Consider the following 17,658-nt stretch of genomic DNA (forward strand, 5'->3'; position numbering starts at 1 on the left):
TCGTGCGCCCGGTGTGCGCGGGACCCGGGCGGGGCCTACCGTGGCTCGCATGGGCGAAGCGGTGGAACTCCGGGCGGGCGGCCGGACCGTACGGCTGTCCAGCCCCGACAAGGTGTTCTTCCCGGAGCGCGGCTTCACCAAGCTGGACCTCGCCCGCTACTACCAGGCCGTCGGCCCCGGCATCCTGCGCGCCCTGCGCAACCGCCCCACCACCCTGGAGCGCTACCCGGACGGCGTCACCGGCGAGTCCTTCTTCCAGAAGCGGGCGCCCAAGAGCATGCCCGACTGGATCCCCACCGCCCACATCACCTTCCCCAGCGGCCGCAGCGCCGACGAGATGTGCCCCACCGAGGAGGCCGCCGTCCTGTGGGCCGCCCAGTTCGGCACCCTCACCTTCCATCCGTGGCCGGTGCGCCGCGACGACGTCGACAGCCCCGACGAACTCCGCATCGACCTCGACCCGCAGCCCGGCACCGACTACGACGACGCCGTCCGCGCCGCCCATGAACTGCGCGCCGTTCTCGCCGAGTTCGGCGGTCTGCAGGGCTTCCCCAAGACCTCCGGCGGTCGCGGCCTGCATGTGTTCGTCCCCATCGAGCCGCGCTGGACCTTCACCCAGGTCCGCCGGGCCGCCATCGCGGTCGGCCGGGAGATGGAACGCCGCATGCCGGAGCACGTCACGGTCAAGTGGTGGAAGGAGGAGCGGGGCGAGAAGATCTTCATCGACTACAACCAGGCGGCGCGGGACCGTACGATCGCCTCCGCCTACTCCGTACGCCCCCGCCCGCACGCCCCCGTCTCGGCGCCCCTGCGCTGGGAGGAGGTCGGCGACGCCCACCCCCGGGACTTCGACCTCGCGACCATGCCCGCGCGCTTCGCCGAACTCGGCGATGTGCACGCGGACATGGACGACCACCGTTTTTCGCTGGAGGCGCTGTTGGAGCTCGCCGACAGGGACGAGCGCGATCACGGGCTCGGCGATCTGCCGTACCCGCCCGACTACCCCAAGATGCCGGGGGAGCCCAAGCGGGTACAGCCGAGCAGAGCCCGCAGAGCGGGACCTACAACTCCTTGATCCTGATGTCCCGGTACGAGATCACATCCGTCGTGCCGTGCACCTGGAGCCCGATGTAGCCGGAGGCGAACCGCCGCCCGTCCGTGCCGGGGTCGTCGGCGCGGGGCGGGACGAAGTCCTGGCCGCCGATGTTGTCGAACTCGTTGATCAGCACGCCGTTGCGGTAGACCGAGTAGTGCTGGTCGACCACCCGGATCTCGTAGTCGTTCCAGGTGCCCTTCTGCGTGACGCCCGCGCCGGCCAGGCCCACGCGGTCGAAGCCGTAGACGGACCCCGTCTTGTACATGTCGCCGTCGGGCCGGTCGAGCACCTGCACCTCGTGCCCGTACTTGATGGCGACCCACTCCGGCCGTGACTCCTCCGGGTGGTCATGGACGTACGGGAAGCGCACGAAGACACCGGAGTTGGCGTTGCCCGTGCCGGGAGCGTCGTCGCGCCACTGGAGCCGGAGCGAGAAGTCGCCGTACTTGCGCTGCGGGAACCACAGCATGCCGAGGCCCGCCTGCGTGGTGCCGCTGGTGATCGACCCGTCGGCGTTCAGCGCGAAGGAACCGCCGCCCACGTGCTGCCACTTGGCGAAGGAGTCCGCGGTGCCGTCGAGGATCGTGCGGTAGCCCTCGGTCTGGCCGGGCCTGCCGATGCCGGACTGCCGGGCCGCCTTGGTGATGGCGTTGTACTCGCGCTGGTCGACGACGCCTTCCTTGAGGAGCTTGTCCAGGACCGTCTTCACATGCTTGAGGAACAGCGCGTGGGACGTCCACTCCTTCTCGTCCTCGATCAGCTCGTTGATCCGGCACCGGTTGTTCGTGACCCGGTTGGGCACACCCGAGTCGACCGTGCCGACGATGACGGTCAGCCGTTCGTCGTACTCGGGGCAGGGCGGCGCGGGCACCCCGCCCGCCACGACCGTGAAGCTGACGGTCCGGGCGTCGGAGGTGTTGCCCGCCTTGTCGCTCGCCCGGTACGCCACGGTGTGCGGGCCCGCACGGTCGACGACCAGGGGCGCCGTGTAGGCGAGATAGGGCCCGCCGTCGAGCGAGTACTCGACGCTCGCGACACCCGAACCCGCCCCGTCCGTCGCACTGATGGTGACCTTGGCGTTCGCCACGTACGCCCCGTCGGAGTTCCGGGTGCCTTCCACGGTCGCGCCCGTCACCGGCGGCGTGGTGTCCTCCTCGGGTGCGGCGACCACCGTGAACTCCACGCTCTTCTCGGCTGCCGCGTTGCCCGCCTTGTCGGTGGCGCGGTAGCGGACGGTGTGCGTGCCGGTCTGATGCACCATCACCGGTCCGGTGTACGGCTGCCAGGCGCCGGACGCGCCGATTGCGTACTCGATGGTGTTGACCCCGGAGCCGGTGTCGGAGGCGGTGACGGTGACCGTGGCCATGTCGACGTAGCTGCCGTCGGGGTTCTGCTCGCCGCTCACCGTCGCCGAGGTCTGCGGCGGTGTCGTGTCGTCCGTCGGCGGGGGGACGACCGTGAACTCGACGCTCTTCTCGGCGGACACGTTGCCCGCCTTGTCGAACGCCCGGTAGCGGACCTTGTGGCTGCCCACCTGGTCGACGACGACCGGGGCGGTGTACGGCTGCCAGGCGCCGGTGTCGCCGGTCGCGTACTCGATCCGGTCGACGCCGGATCCTCCGGTGTCGTCGGTCGCCCCGACCGTCACACTCGCCGAACCGACGTACTCACCCTGCGCGTTCTGTACCCCGCTGACCTGGGCGGACGCCTCGGGTGCCGTGGTGTCCTCGCCGCTGCCCTCGGTCACCACGAGGATCCCCTGCATCTGGCCGTGGCCGGGGATCGTGCAGTGGTAGAAGTAGCGGCCCGGAGTGAGCGTGACCTCGGCGGTGTGGCGGCCGCCCTGGTCGTCGTTGGGGTTGGCCAGGATGTTCAGCTGGACATCGCTGTTGAACTCGGGGTCGGAGGTGACGAACGTCAGCGTGTGCGGCATTCCGGTGGTGTTGCCGGTGGCCACGCTGTTCTCGAAGACGATCGTCGCCGGGCCGGCCACCGCCGTCGCGGGCGCCGACGTGTACTTGTCGATGGCGTTGCCCGCGGTCCAGGTGAGGACCTGGTCGGCTGCGGCCCGGTCCGGGCTCGGATCCGGCTGTCCGGTGGCCGTGGTGGACTGCAGCCCCAGCATCATCAGTACGGCGGCCAGCAAGGCCGTCCAGATTCTTCGTTGGCGTCTCACTGCGCCCCCCTTGCCAGCTGGTCGGCGGCCGGCGTGGGCCCGCCGCCCTGGTACGTCACGCGCCACAGCGCCGACTTGGCGTCCGAGGTGAAGAAGCCGCGCCCGTAGTCGAGGACGTACAGGGCTCCGTCCGGACCGAACTTCCAGTCCATGAGGTTCTTGATGCCGTCGTTGCCGACCGGCACGATCTTCTTCAGTGACTCCGAGTGCACCGGCAGCCCGCCGTCACCCAGGGTCTTCGGGTCCATCAGCACGGCGTTGCGCGGCTGGTCGGCGTCGTAGAAGTCGCCGACGAACCACTTGCCGTCCCAGTAGGCCGGCCACTTGACGTCGCTGGTGGCCGAGACGTCGGCGGACCGGTAGACGGGCCCGTTCATCGCGGCCTGCCCGCCGCCCTTGAGCCAGGGCAGTCGGTACGTCGACTCCTCCTGCTTGTAGGAGGGGACCCCGTTGGCGTCGCGCGGGAAGTCCGGGCCGCCGCCCTGGGGCGAGTACCAGATGTTGTTGCCGGTGACCGGCGGCAGGTTGACCAGACCGTCGTTGTTCGGGGACTCGTTCTTCGGGTGGTCGCAGTCGTACCAGCCGAGCGGCTTCGACGGATCCGGCAGACTGCGGTCCCGGTAGGGCTGCTTGTTGCCCATGCAGTACGGCCAGCCCCGGTTGCTCGCCTTGGTGATGGCGGCGAAGGTGTCGTACTTGGCCGGGCCCCAGGTCGTCGACGGCGCCGAGGCGTCCGGGCCGACCCAGCCCGCGTACAGGATGTCCGTCGTCTTGTCGACGAAGATGCGGGCCGGGTTCCTGACCCCCATCACATAGATCTCGCCGCGCGTCTTCCCGCCGCCCTCGTCGGTCTCCCGGCCGGTGAAGAGGTTGCCCTCGGGGAGCGTGTACGTCCCGTCGGGTTCCGGATGGATGCGCAGGATCTTGCCGTTGAGGTTGTTGGTGTTGCCGGCGGTGCGGCGCGCGTCGGCGAAGGACACGCCCTTGTAGTTCGGCTCCGGGTTGTTGCCGGAGTAGCCGTCGCTGAAGCGGCTGGAGTTGTTGTCGCCGGTCGCGATGTACAGGTTGCCCTTGGAGTCCCAGGCCATCCCGCCGCCCGCATGACAGCAACTGTGGATCTGCACCGGCCACTTGAGCAGCACCTTCTCGCTGCTCAGATCGAGCTTGTTCGTGGCGAGGTCGAGTGTGAAGCGGGAGACGCGCCGCTCGGCCATCCGCGTGTCGCGGTTGATCTGCGCGTGCGGGGTGTAGTGCAGATACACCCAGCCGTTCTCCTCGAAGCGCGGGTCCAGCTCGATACCGAGCAGGCCCTCCTCGACCTTGACCAGCTCGTCGCCGCCACCCTTGTTGCCGAAGACCGTCAAGGCGCCCGCCAGGGTGACCTGCCCGGTCTTCGGGTCGTAGACATGGATCTCGCCCTTGCCCTTGCCGATGTCGGGGTTGTTCCAGTCGGTGATCACGGGCTGCGAGCTGTCGGCGCCGCCGCGCCCGATGTACAGGACGCGGCCGTCGGGGGCGGTGACCAGTCCGTGCGGCTCGCCGATCTGGTCGTTCTGGCCGGGCTGGTTGGGCTTGGTCAGCCGCTCCGCCTTGTAGTTGCCGTTGATCGTCGCCTTGCAGTCGGCCTGCACGAGGCGGGTGGTCCACAGCAGTGCACCGCGCAGGTGGCCCCGGAAGTCGGTCTCGTCGTACGACGACACCGTGCCGCCCATACCGGTGTAGAAGGAGCGTCCGCCGTCGTAGTCCCGGCACCAGCTGATCGGGTGGTCCCACCCGTTGGCGCTCGCGCCGGGCTGGTACGTCGACTCGCGCACCCGCGCCACCGTGTGCACCTCGCCCGAGGGGTTCTTCACCCAGTTCGGCCACTGGTCGGGGCGCTTCCAGGTCACCGGAAGGTCCTTGGTGGCCGGATGCTGCCGGTCGCCGACCTCAACAGTCGCCCGCTGTACCGACGTCGGGCTGGAGGAGGCCGGGCGGGCCCCGACCAGACCGGTGAACCAGTCGGAGTACGGCTCCGCGCGGGCCGCGTCATGGATGCCGACGAACCCGCCGCCCGCCTCCATGTAGGTCTCCAGGCCCGCCTCCTGCTCCGCGTCCAGGACGTCTCCGCCGCCGGTGAGGAACACGATCGCGTTGTAACGGCCCAGCCTGGTCCCGTTGGTGAAGACCGAGGCGTCGTCCGTGGCCTCCACCTTGAAGCGCTGTCCGGCGGGACCGGACAGCCCGATCCGCTCGATCGCCTCGATACCGGCGTTCACGACCGGAGACTCGTCGCCGGGTGCCGCGGACCCGTAGAAGATCAGCACACGCACGTTCGCGCCGCCGGGCAGCGACTTGACGGACATCGTTGTCAGGGACGGATCCGGCGCCGGGAGCGCGCCCGCTGCGGAGCCGGAGAGCAGGCCCGCAGTGACGAATCCGGCTGTCAGGGCGGCCGTCCAGGCACGCCTTCCGGCCCTTTTTCTGCTCAACTCTCGTAAACCCATGGGTCTGTGGTGCGATGTGGACCGCATGTGGTCACCCACCCCTCGTCGGTCACAGCAACAGCGCCTAGGAAGCTAGACCTCTTTGCACGGTTCGCCAATAGGTACGACCGCAACGGAACGAACTTTGTCCTGGGTGTGGATAAACGCCGTGGGTCCCGCTAACGTCTCGAACTCCGTACCGGAATTGGGGAGTTCGGCATGGACAGACGTAGCTTCAACCGGCGGGTCCTCCTGGGCGGCGCGGCCGTCGCGACATCGTTGTCCGTGGCCTCGGAGGCGACACCGGCCACCGAACCGGCCAGAAAGGCCCCGGCGGGCGGCGAGGTGAGACACCTCAAGATCTACGCCGAGAAGCTCGCCGACGGACAGCTGGGTTACGGCTTCGAGAAGGGCAAGGCGACCATCCCGGGGCCGCTGATCGAGCTCAACGAGGGCGACACGGTGCACATCGAGTTCGAGAACACGACGGATGTGACGGCGAGCCTGCACGTGCACGGCCTGGACTACGAGATATCCAGCGACGGCACGAAACTGAGCAGGAGTCACGTCGAGCCGGGCGGCACCCGCACCTACACCTGGCGCACCCATGCCCCCGGCCGCCGGCCGGACGGCACCTGGCGGGCGGGCAGCGCGGGCTACTGGCACTACCACGACCACGTGGTGGGCACGGAGCACGGGACGGGCGGCATCCGGAAGGGGCTGTACGGGCCGGTGATCGTCCGCAGGAAGGGCGACATCCTTCCGGACCGCACCTACACGATCGTCTTCAACGACATGACGATCAACAACCTGCCCACCGGACCCGACTTCGAGGCCACGGTGGGCGACCGCATCGAGTTCGTGATGATCACGCACGGCGAGTACTACCACACCTTCCACATGCACGGTCACCGCTGGGCCGACAACCGCACCGGCATGCTGACCGGCCCCGACGACCCGAGCCAGGTGATCGACAACAAGATCGTGGGCCCTGCGGACTCCTTCGGCTTCCAGGTGATCGCGGGGGAGGGGGTGGGCGCCGGCGCGTGGATGTACCACTGCCACGTGCAGAGCCACTCCGACATGGGGATGGTCGGCCTCTTCCTGGTGAAGAAGCCGGACGGCACCATTCCGGGCCATACGGCACACGCACCGGACCACTCTTCGCACGGGCACTGACGGCTGTCGAGAGCGCTCTCACCTCCCCGTCGGCCTGCGGTTATCCTGAGCCGCAGTCGCCGGTGAGGAGTCCCGAAGTGACCGAGGCAGTGACGCGCCCCACGCTGGAGGCCGTGGCCGCACGCGCCGGGGTGTCCCGGGCCACCGTCTCGCGGGTGGTCAACGGCGGGGACGGGGTCCGCGAACCCCTCGTCGAACGCGTCCGGCGGGCGGTCGAGGAACTCGGGTACGTCCCCAACCAGGCGGCCCGCAGCCTTGTGACCAGGCGCCATGACGCCGTCGCCGTCGTCATCGCGGAACCGGAGACGCGCGTCTTCGCCGACCCCTTCTTCGCGCTGCAACTCCGCGGAATCAGCAAGGAGCTGACGGCCCACGACAACCAGCTCGTGCTGCTGCTCACGGAGGGCCGCGACGACCATGCCCGCGTCGGCCGCTATCTCGCCGGCGGGCACGTCGACGGGGCGCTGGTGTTCTCCCTGCACCTCGACGACGCGCTGCCCGGCCTGATCCGGGGCGCCGGGGTCCCGACCGTGTTCGGCGGGCGGCCCGGCTGGAGCGACGGCACGCCCCGGGCCGTGTACGTCGACAGCGACAACCGGGGCGGTGCCCGCGCGGCCGTACGCCATCTCGTCGGCCTGGGCCGTACGCGCATCGCGCACATCACCGGCGCCCTCGACCAGACCTCCGCGGTGGACCGGCGCGACGGGTTCCGGGATGTCATGGCCGAGGCCGACCCACGGCTCGTCGTCGAGGGCGACTTCACCCCGGCCGGGGGCGAGCGGGCGATGCGTGAACTCCTCGACCGCTGCCCCGACCTGGACGCCGTCTTCGCCGCCAACGATCTCACCGCCGCGGGCGCCCTGCGGGTGTTGCGCGAGCGCGGCCGACGCGTGCCGGACGACGTCGCCGTGATCGGCTTCGACGACATGCTGCCCGTCGCCGAGCAGACCGACCCGCCGCTCACCACGATCCGTCAGGACATCGAGGAGATGGGCCGCCTGATGGCCCGCCTCCTGCTGCGCCGTCTGGACCCCCGCAACGCCGACGACACCGACGCAGCCCCCTCGCCCGGCGTGGTCCTGCCGACCACTCTGGTACGCCGGGCCTCCGCGTAGCCGGCTTGCCCGGGGGTCAGCTCTGCTGTGGGGCGGCGCTCCTGATCACCGCGAAGCGGGCGCCGTACGGGTCGGTGAGCTTGGCGACGCGGCCGACGTCGGGCACGTCCGTCGCGGGCATCCGGACACTGCCGCCCAGCTCCTGGGCCTTGGCGACCGTGGCGTCCGTGTCGGTGACCTCCAGGTACGGCAGCCAGTAGGGGTCCGACCCCGCCTCCGTGGGATCGTCGGCCAGTGCGACGAGGCCGCCGAACATGGCATCCTCCCCCTCGCGGGCGGGGTTCACGCACGTGTACGAGCCGCCGGGGAAGCTGACGGACGAGGTCTCCCAGCCGAGCACCGCGTTGTAGAACCCGGCGGCGGCCGGGAGGTCCGGCGTGTAGAGCTCCAGCCAGCACAGCGAGCCGGGCTCGTTGAGTACGTCCACGCCCCCCAGCTGCCCCGGCTGCCAGATGCCGAACGGCACCCCTTTCGAGTCCGCGAGGATCGCCATGTGGCCCTGGCCCATCACATCCATGGGCTCCACGAGCACGCTGCCGTGCGCCTGCTCGGCGGCCTTGGCCGTGGCCGCGGCGTCCGCGCTCTGGAAGTACACGGTCCAGGACGGCGGGCCCTGCTCCGCGGGGTTCTGCATCCCGCCGGCGACCGTCCTGCCGTTCAGCTGGAAGAAGCCGTAGCCGCCGGCCTCGGGGCCCGCCGACTGGAACTGCCAGCCGAAGAGGCCGCCGTAGAAAGAAGTGGCGCCCTCGATGTCGGTCGTGCCGAGGTCGATCCAGTTGGGAGCGCCGTTGACATAACGGGTGGTGAGCATCCTCGCCCTCCTCATGAAAGGGGACCCGTTGCGTGCAGTGCCGAGTCTTGCACCGCCCACTGACAATCGCCGCGGGAACCACGCCGTGCCGTCACCACGGCGACGCAGGGCATCCGCCTCGTTTCCGCACCCCTCTGCGCGCCGCCGTGCGCCGGCTTGTCCGCACGGTCACCATCGAGGCGGCCGGAGGCCCTCGGACGCGGCGTTGATCCCGCGTTGATCGAACGTTTTTCGCCGCACGGAATGCTCGGGACCATGCACTTCCAGACGATCACCCCGGCCGACACCGCCTGGCAGGCCCAGGCCCTGTGCGCGCAGACCGGGGCCGAGTTCTTCTTTCCCGAGCCGGGCAGCTCGGTGCGTGAGGCGAAGCGCATCTGCGGCATGTGCGAGATGCGCTCCGCCTGCCTCGAGTACGCCCTCGCGAACGACGAGCGCTTCGGCGTGTGGGGCGGACTGTCCGAGAAGGAACGGCTCCAGCTCCGGCGTACCCCGCACTGAGCAGCGGGTGATCCGGCCGGGCTCCGCCCGGTGTGCGGGGATCAGCCCGCGGCCCGCGCCGCCATCCGTGCCTTGCGTGCCGCCAGCTTCTCGTCGAACTTCAGGGCTTCCGCGTCCAGGCCGTTCATGAACAGGCCGAGCTCCTCCTGGGCCTTCAGGCCCTCGGGGCCCAGGCCCTCGATCTCCAGGACCTTCAGGAAGCGCAGCACCGGCTGGAGGACGTCGTCGTGGTGGATGCGCAGGTTGTAGACCTCGCCGATGGCCATCTGCGCGGCGGCCCGCTCGAAGCCGGGGATGCCGTGGCCGGGCATGCGGAAGTTCACGACGACGTCCCGCACCGCCTGCATGGTCAGGTCGGGGGCGAGTTCGAAGGCCGCCTTGAGGAGGTTGCGGTAGAAGACCATGTGCAGGTTCTCGTCGGTCGCGATGCGCGCCAGCATGCGGTCGCAGACCGGGTCGCCGGACTGGTGGCCGGTGTTGCGGTGCGAGATACGGGTCGCGAGCTCCTGGAAGGCGACGTAGGCGATCGAGTGGAGCATCGAGTGCCGGTTGTCCGACTCGAAGCCCTCGCTCATGTGGGACATGCGGAACTGCTCCAGCTTGTCCGGGTCCACCGCGCGCGAGGTGAGCAGGTAGTCGCGCATCACGATGCCGTGCCGGCCCTCTTCGGCGGTCCAGCGGTGCACCCAGGTGCCCCAGGCCCCGTCACGGCCGAAGAGCGTGGCGATCTCGTGGTGGTAGCTGGGCAGGTTGTCCTCGGTCAGCAGGTTCACCACGAGGGCGATACGGCCGATCTCGGTGACCTTGGACTGCTCCTTGTCCCAGGCTTCGCCGTCCTCGAAGAAGCCGGGGAAGTTGCGGCCGTCGGTCCACGGCACGTACTCGTGCGGCATCCAGTCCTTGGCGACGTTCAGATGCCGGTTGAGCTCCTTCTCGACCACTTCCTCCAGGGCGTGCAGCAGCCGGGCATCGGTCCAGACGGAGGGGCTGCCGAGGTGGGAAGAGGTGATCGTCACGGGTACTCCAGGGGGACGTGGAACCAAAACCGGTGGAACCGGCGAGCGACGCCGGGAACCTACGCGATCGTAGGCTACGAATCCGTAGGTTACGAAGCCGTAGGTTAAGCGCGCCGTAAAGACCGCTGTTCAGACGGTCTTCCCCAGGGCTCCCGAGCAGCAGAAAGTCCCGGGACCCGCTGGTCCCGGGACTGCACCGTCCGGGCGTCACACGGTCAGGCGTACAGCTCCCGCAGTCGCACCGAGAGGCATGTCACACAGCCCTCGAGCTTCTCGAACTCGCTGATGTCCACGACGACCGGCGTGTACCCGAGGTCCTTGAACAGCTCGGCCGTCTTCGGGGCGCTGGCCGCCATGAGCAGCTTGTCGCCGCCGAGCAGCACCACATGGGAGCCGGACTCCTCCGGCACATGCAGAAAGCGCCCGAACAGCGACGGCGTGTCCATCAGCGGGATGTGCCCGATGACCGTGCCGTCGGGGAGCGCCGTGACCGCCGACTTCAGATGCAGCACCTTGCTCACGGGCACGGCGACCACCCGTGCCCCCAGCGGTTCGAAGGCGGCGCGCAGTTGCTGGACGCCGACGGCGTTGGTACGGCCGCCGCGGCCCACGTAGACCGTGTCGCCGATCTTCAGCACGTCGCCGCCCTCCAGGGTGCCCGGCTCCCAGACCCAGTTCACCGAGCAGCCCAGGCGCGCCACGACCTCCTCGACGCCCGCGGTCTCGTCCCGGCGGGACTCGGCGCCGGGGCGCGCGATCAGGGCGACGTTCTTGTACATCACCACCGTGTCCTCGACGAACACGGAGTCGGGGCAGTCGTCGGCCGGGTCCACCTCGATGGTTTCCCAGCCGTGCGTGCGCAACGCCTCCACGTACGCCTCCCATTGCTCCGTCGCGCGGTCGACGTCCACGTCCATGCGTTCGACGTGGGTGACGAGTCCTTCGGCCAGGCGGGGGCTGGGGCGGCGGACGAGGGCCTTCTTGCTGGGCACGAGGAGGTCTCCGTATCGGATGGAACGTTGTGGACTTGCGTGGCCGAAACCCGTCGGGGTGTCGGCGCCCATGATGCAGGTCCCATTCTGGGCGACGACAGCCCTCCGGCGAGGGGGCGGGGGCGTCCTACGTGCGGGGGCGTGACCACCTGGCGGTCATGCCCCCGCACTCGCTCATGCACCCGAAGCCAGGCGGCCTTCGCGAAGTCCGGTGCGGTACCGCGCACCGTGAAGGGCGCGGGACTGTATCGATATGCGGCTCCTTCCCCACGCTCGGCTTCGCTTGCGCGGGGGGACCCCCACCGTGGGCGCGACCAGCCCCCCACCGGCCCACAGCTTCATCACCGCACTTCCAGCGGAGCGCTCAGGCGGACAACCCGACAGCTTCCGGCGTGGTTTCCGTGAGTTCTCCGTCGAGCAGCAGCCACCGCGTGATGCCGATCGACTCCAGGAACGGCAGGTCGTGACTGGCCACGATCAGCGCCCCCTCGTACGACTCCAGGGCCGTGGTGAGCTGCCGTACGCTCGCCATGTCCAGGTTGTTCGTCGGCTCGTCCAGCATCAGCAGCTGCGGTGCCGGTTCCGCCAGCATCAGCGCGGCCAGCGTCGCCCGGAAGCGCTCGCCGCCGGACAGTGTCGCCGCCTGCTGGTCGGCGCGGGCACCCCGGAACAGGAAGCGGGCCAGCTGCGCCCGGATCCGGTTGTTGGTGGCGCCCGGCGCGAACCGGGCCACGTTCTCGGCGACGGTCAGCCCGCCGTCGAGGACGTCGAGGCGCTGCGGCAGGAACCGCAGCGGCACGTGCGCCGTCGCCTCGCCGGAAACCGGCTCCAGTTCCCCGGCGATGGTGCGCAGCAGCGTCGTCTTGCCCGCGCCGTTGCGCCCGATCAGCGCGATCCGCTCAGGGCCGTGCAGGTCGAAGCCGCCCCCGAGGCGGGCGCCGTGGACGAGCTCCAGGTCCCGCACGGTGAGCACGGTCCGGCCCGCCGGCACCGCCGTGTGCGGCAGGTCGACGCGGATCTCGTCGTCGTCCCGTACCGCATCCACCGCCTCGTCGAGCCGCTCTCTGGCCTCGGCGAGCTTCTCCTCGTGCAGGATGCGGTACTTGCCGGCCGACTCCTGGGCCGTGCGTTTGCGTACTCTCATGACCGCTCGAGGCTCGCGCGTGTTGTCGAACATCTTCTGCCCGTACCGCTTGCGGCGTGCCAGTACGACCTGCGCGTCGGCCAGTTCACGTTTCTGCTTCCTGAAGTCGGCCTCGGCGACGCGCACCATGCGCTCGGCCGCCTCCTGCTCGGTGGCGAGGGCTTCCTCGTACGCCGAGAAGTTGCCGCCGTACCAGGTGATCTCCCCGGAGCGCAGATCGGCGATCTGGTCGACCAGTTCGAGGAGTTCACGGTCGTGGCTGACCACGACCATCACCCCCGGCCAGGCCGCGACCGCCGCGTAGAGCCGTTTGCGGGCATACAGATCAAGGTTGTTGGTGGGCTCGTCCAGCAGCAGTACGTCCGGTCGGCGCAGCAGCAGCGCGGCCAGCCGCAGCAGGACGGACTCGCCGCCGGAGACCTCTCCGATGGTGCGGTCCAACGCGATGTGCCCCAGGCCGAGTTCGCCGAGGGTGGCGAGGGTGCGCTCCTCGATGTCCCAGTCGTCGCCGACCGTCTCGAAGTGCTCCTCGGCCACATCACCCGCCTCGATGGCGTGCAGCGCGGCCCGCATGTCGGCGATGCCGAGCGCCTCGTCGACCCGCAGCGCGGTCTCGAGCGTGACGTTCTGCGGGAGGTAGCCGACCTCGCCGACGACGCGTACGGCCCCGTCGACTGGGGCGAGCTCCCCGGCGATCAGCTTCAACAGGGTTGACTTTCCTGATCCGTTGACACCGACGAGCCCGGTCCGGCCGGGGCCGAAGGAGACGTCGAGGTCCTCGAAGACAGGGGTGCCGTCGGGCCAGGCGAAGGAGAGGGAGGTGCAGGTGAGGGAAGTATGCATACGGGCCTCGCGGTTGCTTGATGTGGTCGGGGCAACGCGTATCGAGACACCGAAAGGCGGCGACCATGGCGGGGGCCGTGGAGAGCACAAGGGAAGGGGGGCATGAGAAAGGCCCTGCTCCGCAAGGACGGCTCGAGCGCCGAGGTCGCACGCAGCGCACACACCTGTTGTGTGTGACGCGGTGTCTCAGGACCTCAGACGAGCAACGTCCTTCTCCAATCGACGGCAACAGAACCGCTGGAAACCGTACGAGGAGGGCTCACGGCTGTCAACGGAATAAAGCGTGGGTCAAGGTGCCCCGGCTCGATGTCGGATTCCTGCCAGCCCGGCTCCCGGTCCACTGGTTGAGTGGGCCGCATGACCAACGAGAACCCGCTCCGCGACCGCGCTCTGACCTTCCGCTCCCTGCATGTCCCGGGCCGTCCGCTCGTCCTGCCGAACGCCTGGGACACCGCCAGCGCCCGCGTTGTCGAGGACGCCGGCGCCGCCGCGGTGGCCACCACGAGCGCCGGGCTCGCCTGGGCCCTCGGTGCGCCGGACGGCGACCTGCTGGAGCGCGACCGGGCGCTCGCCGCCCTCGCCGGGATCGCCGCAGCGGTCGGCGTGCCGGTGACCGCGGACATCGAAAGCGGCTACGCGCCGGATGCCGAGGGCGTCGCCGACACCGTCCGGGCGGTGCTCGCGGCCGGAGCGGTCGGGATCAACATCGAGGATGCGCTGTACGAGGCGGGACAGGGGCCGCTGCGGCCGGTGGCCGAGCAGGCCGAGCGGATCGGCGCCGCGCGCGAGGCCGCGGACGGGGCGGGCGTGCCGTTGTTCGTGAACGCCCGGATCGACACGTTCCTCAGGGGTGCCGGGGGAGTGGAAGACACCCTGGAGCGGGCCGCCGCCTACCTCGCCGCGGGCGCGGACGGCATCTTCGTCCCCGGGGCCGTCGATCCGGGGATCGTGAAGCTGCTCGCCGACGGTGTCGACGGTCCGCTGAACGTGATGGCCGGTCCCGGCGCACCGCCGGTGACCGAACTGGCCGCGCTCGGGGTCGCGCGCGTGAGCGTGGGGGCCGGCCTGGCCCAGGCCGCGCACGCCGTCGTCCGCCGCGCCGCGCGGGAGCTGCTGGACGCGGGGACGTACGAGTCGCTGGCCGGCGGTCTGGACTACGGCGAGCTCAACTCGCTGCTCGGCCGCAGCCGTTAGCCGGACTGTTCAGCAGGCGTCCCGCATCAGCTCCGCGAGATCGTGGTCCAGGTTCAGGTACGCGTGCTCCAGGCCCTCGGGCACCAGAACGCGCGTCGCCTGCAGGAACCGGCGCAGCTCGCCCGAGCGGACGTGGACGACGGCGATGCCCTCGGCGGCGTGGAACTCCAGCACGGTGCGGTCGTAGCCGTACGGCCGCACGCGTACGTCGCCGTGGCCCTCGGGGTCGTGGAGACCGGCCGCGAGCAGCTCGCGGGAGAAGGTCCAGCAGACCTCCTCGTCCTCCAGCGTGGCCTGGGCCGGGAAGGTCATACGGATGGCGAACGGATCGCTGGTGTCGTAGCACAGTGTCGCGGGGATGCTCGGCATCCGCGGCGCGGCGGCGACGAGGCGGGCCTCGACGGCCTGCTCGATGACGGTGGACAACGCCTTGCTCCCTTGTGACGGCGGAACGGACTTCCGGGGATGAGGCCGGGCACTGGGTGAGACGACGGAATCGGCGCCTCCGTGCACCCCGGTACGGAGTGACGTCCGTCACCGTGCCCCATCGGGTGCGGGGCGACGGGGCCGGTTCCCGGCCCTCTGGACGGCGCCGGGGCAGTGGGACTAGCTTCGCCCGCCATGAGGCGCTTGGGGAGCACGCGGCGGACGGCACGGGGGACACGGGCGGGACGTACGGGCCGGGCGGTGGTCGCGGGCCTGGTGTGCGGGGCGGCGCTGGCCGCCCTGACGGCCGTACCGGCACAGGCGCACGAGCCGGAACACCGGCCGCCGCACTGGGAGCTCAAGGACAGCGGAACCCCGGACGTGCGCTTCCGGGGCCTGGCGGCCGTCAGCCGGAAGGTCGCCTGGGTGTCGGGAACCGGCGGGACCGTCCTGCGCACGACGGACGGCGGGGCGAGCTGGCGGAACGTCTCACCGGACGGCGCCGGCGATCTGCAGTTCCGGGACATCGAGGCGTTCGACGCGCGGCGCGCCGTGGTGCTGGCCATCGGTGAGGGCGAGGCCTCCCGCGTGTACCGCACCGACGACGGAGGGCTGACCTGGACGGAGTCCTTCCGCAACACCGAGGCGCGGGCCTTCTACGACTGCATGACCTTCTTCGACAGCCGCCACGGCCTCGCGATGAGCGACCCCGTGGACGGCAGGTTCCGGATCCTGTCCACGAGTGATGGCGGGCGCTCCTGGACAGTGCTGCCCGATGCAGGGATGCCGCCCGCCCTGACGGGTGAGGCCGGGTTCGCCGCGAGCGGGCAGTGTCTGGTCTCCGCAGGGTCGCGGGACGTCTGGCTGGCCACCGGAGGGGGTGCACGCGCGCGCGTGCTGCACTCCGCCGACCGCGGGCTGACCTGGACGGCCGCCGACATGCCGCTCCCGGCGGGCGACCCGGCCCGCGGGGTCTTCGCGCTCGCCTTCCGGGACCGTACGCACGGCCTGGCGGTGGGCGGCGACTACCGTCCCGATCAGACGTCTTTGCAGGCCGCGGCGCACTCCTCGGACGGCGGCCGCACCTGGCGCCCCGCCGCTGCACCCCCGCCCGCCTACCGCTCCGGCGTCGCGTGGCTCCCGTACAGCCGCACGGTCGCCCTCGCGGTCGGCCCGACGGGGACGGACCTGACGACGGACGCCGGCCGCACCTGGCGCACGGTCGACCCGGGCTCGTACGACACCGTGGACTGCACGGCCGACCTGGGTTGCTGGGCCGCCGGGGAGCGGGGCCGCGTCGCCCGTCTGGAGAGCTGACCGCACCGCGTGTGCCGCATGCACCCGGGATGGGGGTACTCGTTTCGCACGACGCGAGAGGAGTGAGCGGACATGCCACGCGGCTCGAGCTCCAAGCGGGAACGCCAGTACGAGCACATCAAGGAGAGCGCGCAGGACCGGGGAGAGAGCACGGAACGCGCCAAGGAGATCGCGGCGCGGACGGTGAACAAGGAACGTGCCCGGTCCGGCGAGTCGAAGACCGCGAGCCGCACCTCGACCCAGGACATGTCGTCCGGCAAGCGGGGCGGTCAGCGGTCCGGCAAGGGGTCCCAGGGCCCCACCTACGACCAGCTGTACGAGGAGGCCAAGCAGCACAACATCCATGGCCGTTCGGACATGAACAAGCAGCAGCTGAAGCGCGCCCTCGGTAAGTGACCGGCCCGGTATCCGGTCGTCGGCCGTCTGCCCCGTACTCTCGTCCCCACCATGACGACCGTACGCATTCCGGCGGGCTGGCCCGCGACCGAGGAACAGGCCCGCGCGGTCCAGGACGAGTTGCGCGAGCGGGTGGTGCTGGACGAGCCGGGGCCGCCACCGGGAACGGGTCATGTGACCGGCGTCGACGTCGCCTACGACGACGAGCGGGACGCGGTGGCGGCCGCGGCCGTCGTCCTGGACGCGGCCACCCTCGCGGTCGTCGCCGAGGGCACGGCCGTCGGGCGGATCTCCTTCCCGTACGTGCCCGGCCTGCTCGCCTTCCGTGAGATCCCCACCGTCCTGGCGGCCCTCGAGGCCCTGCCCTGCCCGCCCGGCCTGGTGGTCTGCGACGGCTACGGACGGGCCCACCCGCGCCGCTTCGGCCTGGCCAGCCACCTCGGTGTCCTGACCGGCCTGCCCACGATCGGCGTCGCCAAGAACCCGTTCACCTTCACCTACGACGACCCCGAGCCCCGGCGCGGGTCGTCGTCCCCGTTGCTGGCGGGCAGGGAGGAGGTCGGCCGCGCCCTGCGCACCCGGGACGGCGTCAAGCCGGTCTTCGTGTCCGTCGGCCACCGCGTCGACATGGACACGGCCTGCGCGCATGTGCTGCGGCTGACCCCGCGTTACCGGCTGCCGGAGTCGACCCGTCGCGCGGACTCCCTGTGCCGGCGGGCACTGCGGGAGGCCGTCGCCGGCTGACCGGCCACCTACTCACTCTTGCTTGAGTACGAGTACGGATATCCGGTGCGCCGGCATGATCGGCAGGCTGTGCCGTATGACGACGCACCGTGCCCCCAAGCCCCTCGCCCACCCCAGCCGGCCCGTCGAGCGGGCCGTGACGCTCGCGCTGCTGCTGGCCGTCCTCGCCGGGCTCGCCTGGATCGGCGGGATGATCTACACGCTGGCCGAGTGGTCGTCCTAGGGTGGCCCGGCAGGACGGGG

General features: G+C 70.5%; 16 protein-coding genes. 9 read left to right on the top strand and 7 right to left on the bottom strand.

Annotated elements, in window-relative coordinates:
• Nucleotides 1–49 precede the first annotated feature (49 nt).
• Nucleotides 50–1,075, top strand: coding sequence for a non-homologous end-joining DNA ligase (gene ligD, locus StrepF001_RS36070; protein WP_129802387.1), 1,026 nt, complete (start codon nt 50–52; stop codon nt 1,073–1,075).
• Here ligD and StrepF001_RS36075 read toward each other — a convergent pair.
• Both StrepF001_RS36075 and StrepF001_RS36080 read right to left on the bottom strand, forming a co-directional pair.
• On the bottom strand, nt 1,062–3,224 hold the full coding sequence (locus StrepF001_RS36075) for a family 16 glycoside hydrolase (protein ID WP_206307052.1): 2,163 nt from the start codon (nt 3,222–3,224) through the stop codon (nt 1,062–1,064). The two genes, ligD and StrepF001_RS36075, sit on opposite strands and share 14 nt — an antisense overlap.
• Nucleotides 3,225–3,268: 44 nt before the next feature.
• Nucleotides 3,269–5,758: a ThuA domain-containing protein gene (locus tag StrepF001_RS36080; protein ID WP_206307042.1), complete on the bottom strand. Its 2,490-nt coding sequence runs from the start codon at nt 5,756–5,758 to the stop codon at nt 3,269–3,271.
• Nucleotides 5,759–5,956: 198 nt separating this feature from the next.
• On the opposite strand from StrepF001_RS36080, the gene StrepF001_RS36085 reads away from it, so the two are divergent.
• On the top strand, nt 5,957–6,916 hold the full coding sequence (locus tag StrepF001_RS36085) for a multicopper oxidase domain-containing protein (protein WP_129802388.1): 960 nt from the start codon (nt 5,957–5,959) through the stop codon (nt 6,914–6,916).
• Nucleotides 6,917–6,993: 77 nt separating this feature from the next.
• Entirely contained in the window at nt 6,994–8,031 is a 1,038-nt protein-coding gene (locus StrepF001_RS36090) for a LacI family DNA-binding transcriptional regulator (RefSeq protein ID WP_129802389.1), read from the top strand.
• A 16-nt stretch (nt 8,032–8,047) separates the two neighbouring features.
• On the opposite strand, the gene StrepF001_RS36095 is transcribed toward StrepF001_RS36090, so the two are convergent.
• Nucleotides 8,048–8,842 (bottom strand): VOC family protein, encoded by a 795-nt coding sequence (locus StrepF001_RS36095; RefSeq protein ID WP_129802390.1) that lies wholly within the window; start codon nt 8,840–8,842, stop codon nt 8,048–8,050.
• Nucleotides 8,843–9,097: 255 nt separating this feature from the next.
• Here StrepF001_RS36095 and StrepF001_RS36100 point away from each other — a divergent pair, with 255 nt between their 5' ends.
• Entirely contained in the window at nt 9,098–9,343 is a 246-nt protein-coding gene (locus tag StrepF001_RS36100) for a WhiB family transcriptional regulator (RefSeq protein ID WP_206307043.1), read from the top strand.
• A gap of 41 nt (nt 9,344–9,384) precedes the next feature.
• On the opposite strand, the gene StrepF001_RS36105 is transcribed toward StrepF001_RS36100, so the two are convergent.
• The 3 genes from StrepF001_RS36105 to StrepF001_RS36115 form a co-directional block, all read right to left on the bottom strand.
• Entirely contained in the window at nt 9,385–10,359 is a 975-nt protein-coding gene (locus StrepF001_RS36105) for an acyl-ACP desaturase (RefSeq protein ID WP_129802392.1), read from the bottom strand.
• A gap of 215 nt (nt 10,360–10,574) precedes the next feature.
• A complete protein-coding gene (gene ddaH / locus StrepF001_RS36110; protein WP_129802393.1) occupies nt 10,575–11,351 on the bottom strand; it encodes a dimethylargininase in 777 nt (258 codons plus the stop codon).
• Nucleotides 11,352–11,715: 364 nt separating this feature from the next.
• Nucleotides 11,716–13,338, bottom strand: a complete 1,623-nt coding sequence (locus tag StrepF001_RS36115; protein WP_129802394.1) for an ABC-F family ATP-binding cassette domain-containing protein — start codon at nt 13,336–13,338, stop codon at nt 11,716–11,718.
• A gap of 357 nt (nt 13,339–13,695) precedes the next feature.
• Here StrepF001_RS36115 and StrepF001_RS36120 point away from each other — a divergent pair, with 357 nt between their 5' ends.
• On the top strand, nt 13,696–14,532 hold the full coding sequence (locus StrepF001_RS36120; RefSeq protein WP_129802395.1) for an isocitrate lyase/phosphoenolpyruvate mutase family protein: 837 nt from the start codon (nt 13,696–13,698) through the stop codon (nt 14,530–14,532).
• A gap of 9 nt (nt 14,533–14,541) precedes the next feature.
• Here StrepF001_RS36120 and StrepF001_RS36125 read toward each other — a convergent pair whose 3' ends face one another.
• The gene (locus StrepF001_RS36125) at nt 14,542–14,958 is read right to left on the bottom strand and encodes an SsgA family sporulation/cell division regulator (protein WP_129802396.1); all 417 of its coding nucleotides are present in this window, start codon (nt 14,956–14,958) and stop codon (nt 14,542–14,544) included.
• A 291-nt stretch (nt 14,959–15,249) separates the two neighbouring features.
• On the opposite strand from StrepF001_RS36125, the gene StrepF001_RS36130 reads away from it, so the two are divergent.
• The 4 genes from StrepF001_RS36130 to StrepF001_RS45905 all read left to right on the top strand — a co-directional run bounded on the left by StrepF001_RS36130 (nt 15,250) and on the right by StrepF001_RS45905 (nt 17,638).
• On the top strand, nt 15,250–16,275 hold the full coding sequence (locus tag StrepF001_RS36130) for an oxidoreductase (protein WP_240797826.1): 1,026 nt from the start codon (nt 15,250–15,252) through the stop codon (nt 16,273–16,275).
• A gap of 72 nt (nt 16,276–16,347) precedes the next feature.
• On the top strand, nt 16,348–16,671 hold the full coding sequence (locus StrepF001_RS36135; RefSeq protein ID WP_129802397.1) for a plasmid stabilization protein: 324 nt from the start codon (nt 16,348–16,350) through the stop codon (nt 16,669–16,671).
• 51 nt (nt 16,672–16,722) lie between these two features.
• Entirely contained in the window at nt 16,723–17,415 is a 693-nt protein-coding gene (locus StrepF001_RS36140) for an endonuclease V (RefSeq protein WP_129802398.1), read from the top strand.
• Between the two features lie 76 nt (nt 17,416–17,491).
• Nucleotides 17,492–17,638: a hypothetical protein gene (locus StrepF001_RS45905; RefSeq protein WP_165396476.1), complete on the top strand. Its 147-nt coding sequence runs from the start codon at nt 17,492–17,494 to the stop codon at nt 17,636–17,638.
• Nucleotides 17,639–17,658: the final 20 nt, after the last annotated feature.

The sequence above is a fragment of the Streptomyces sp. F001 genome, assembly GCF_004187715.1.
GTDB classification, from domain to species: Bacteria; Actinomycetota; Actinomycetes; order Streptomycetales; family Streptomycetaceae; genus Streptomyces; species Streptomyces flavusporus.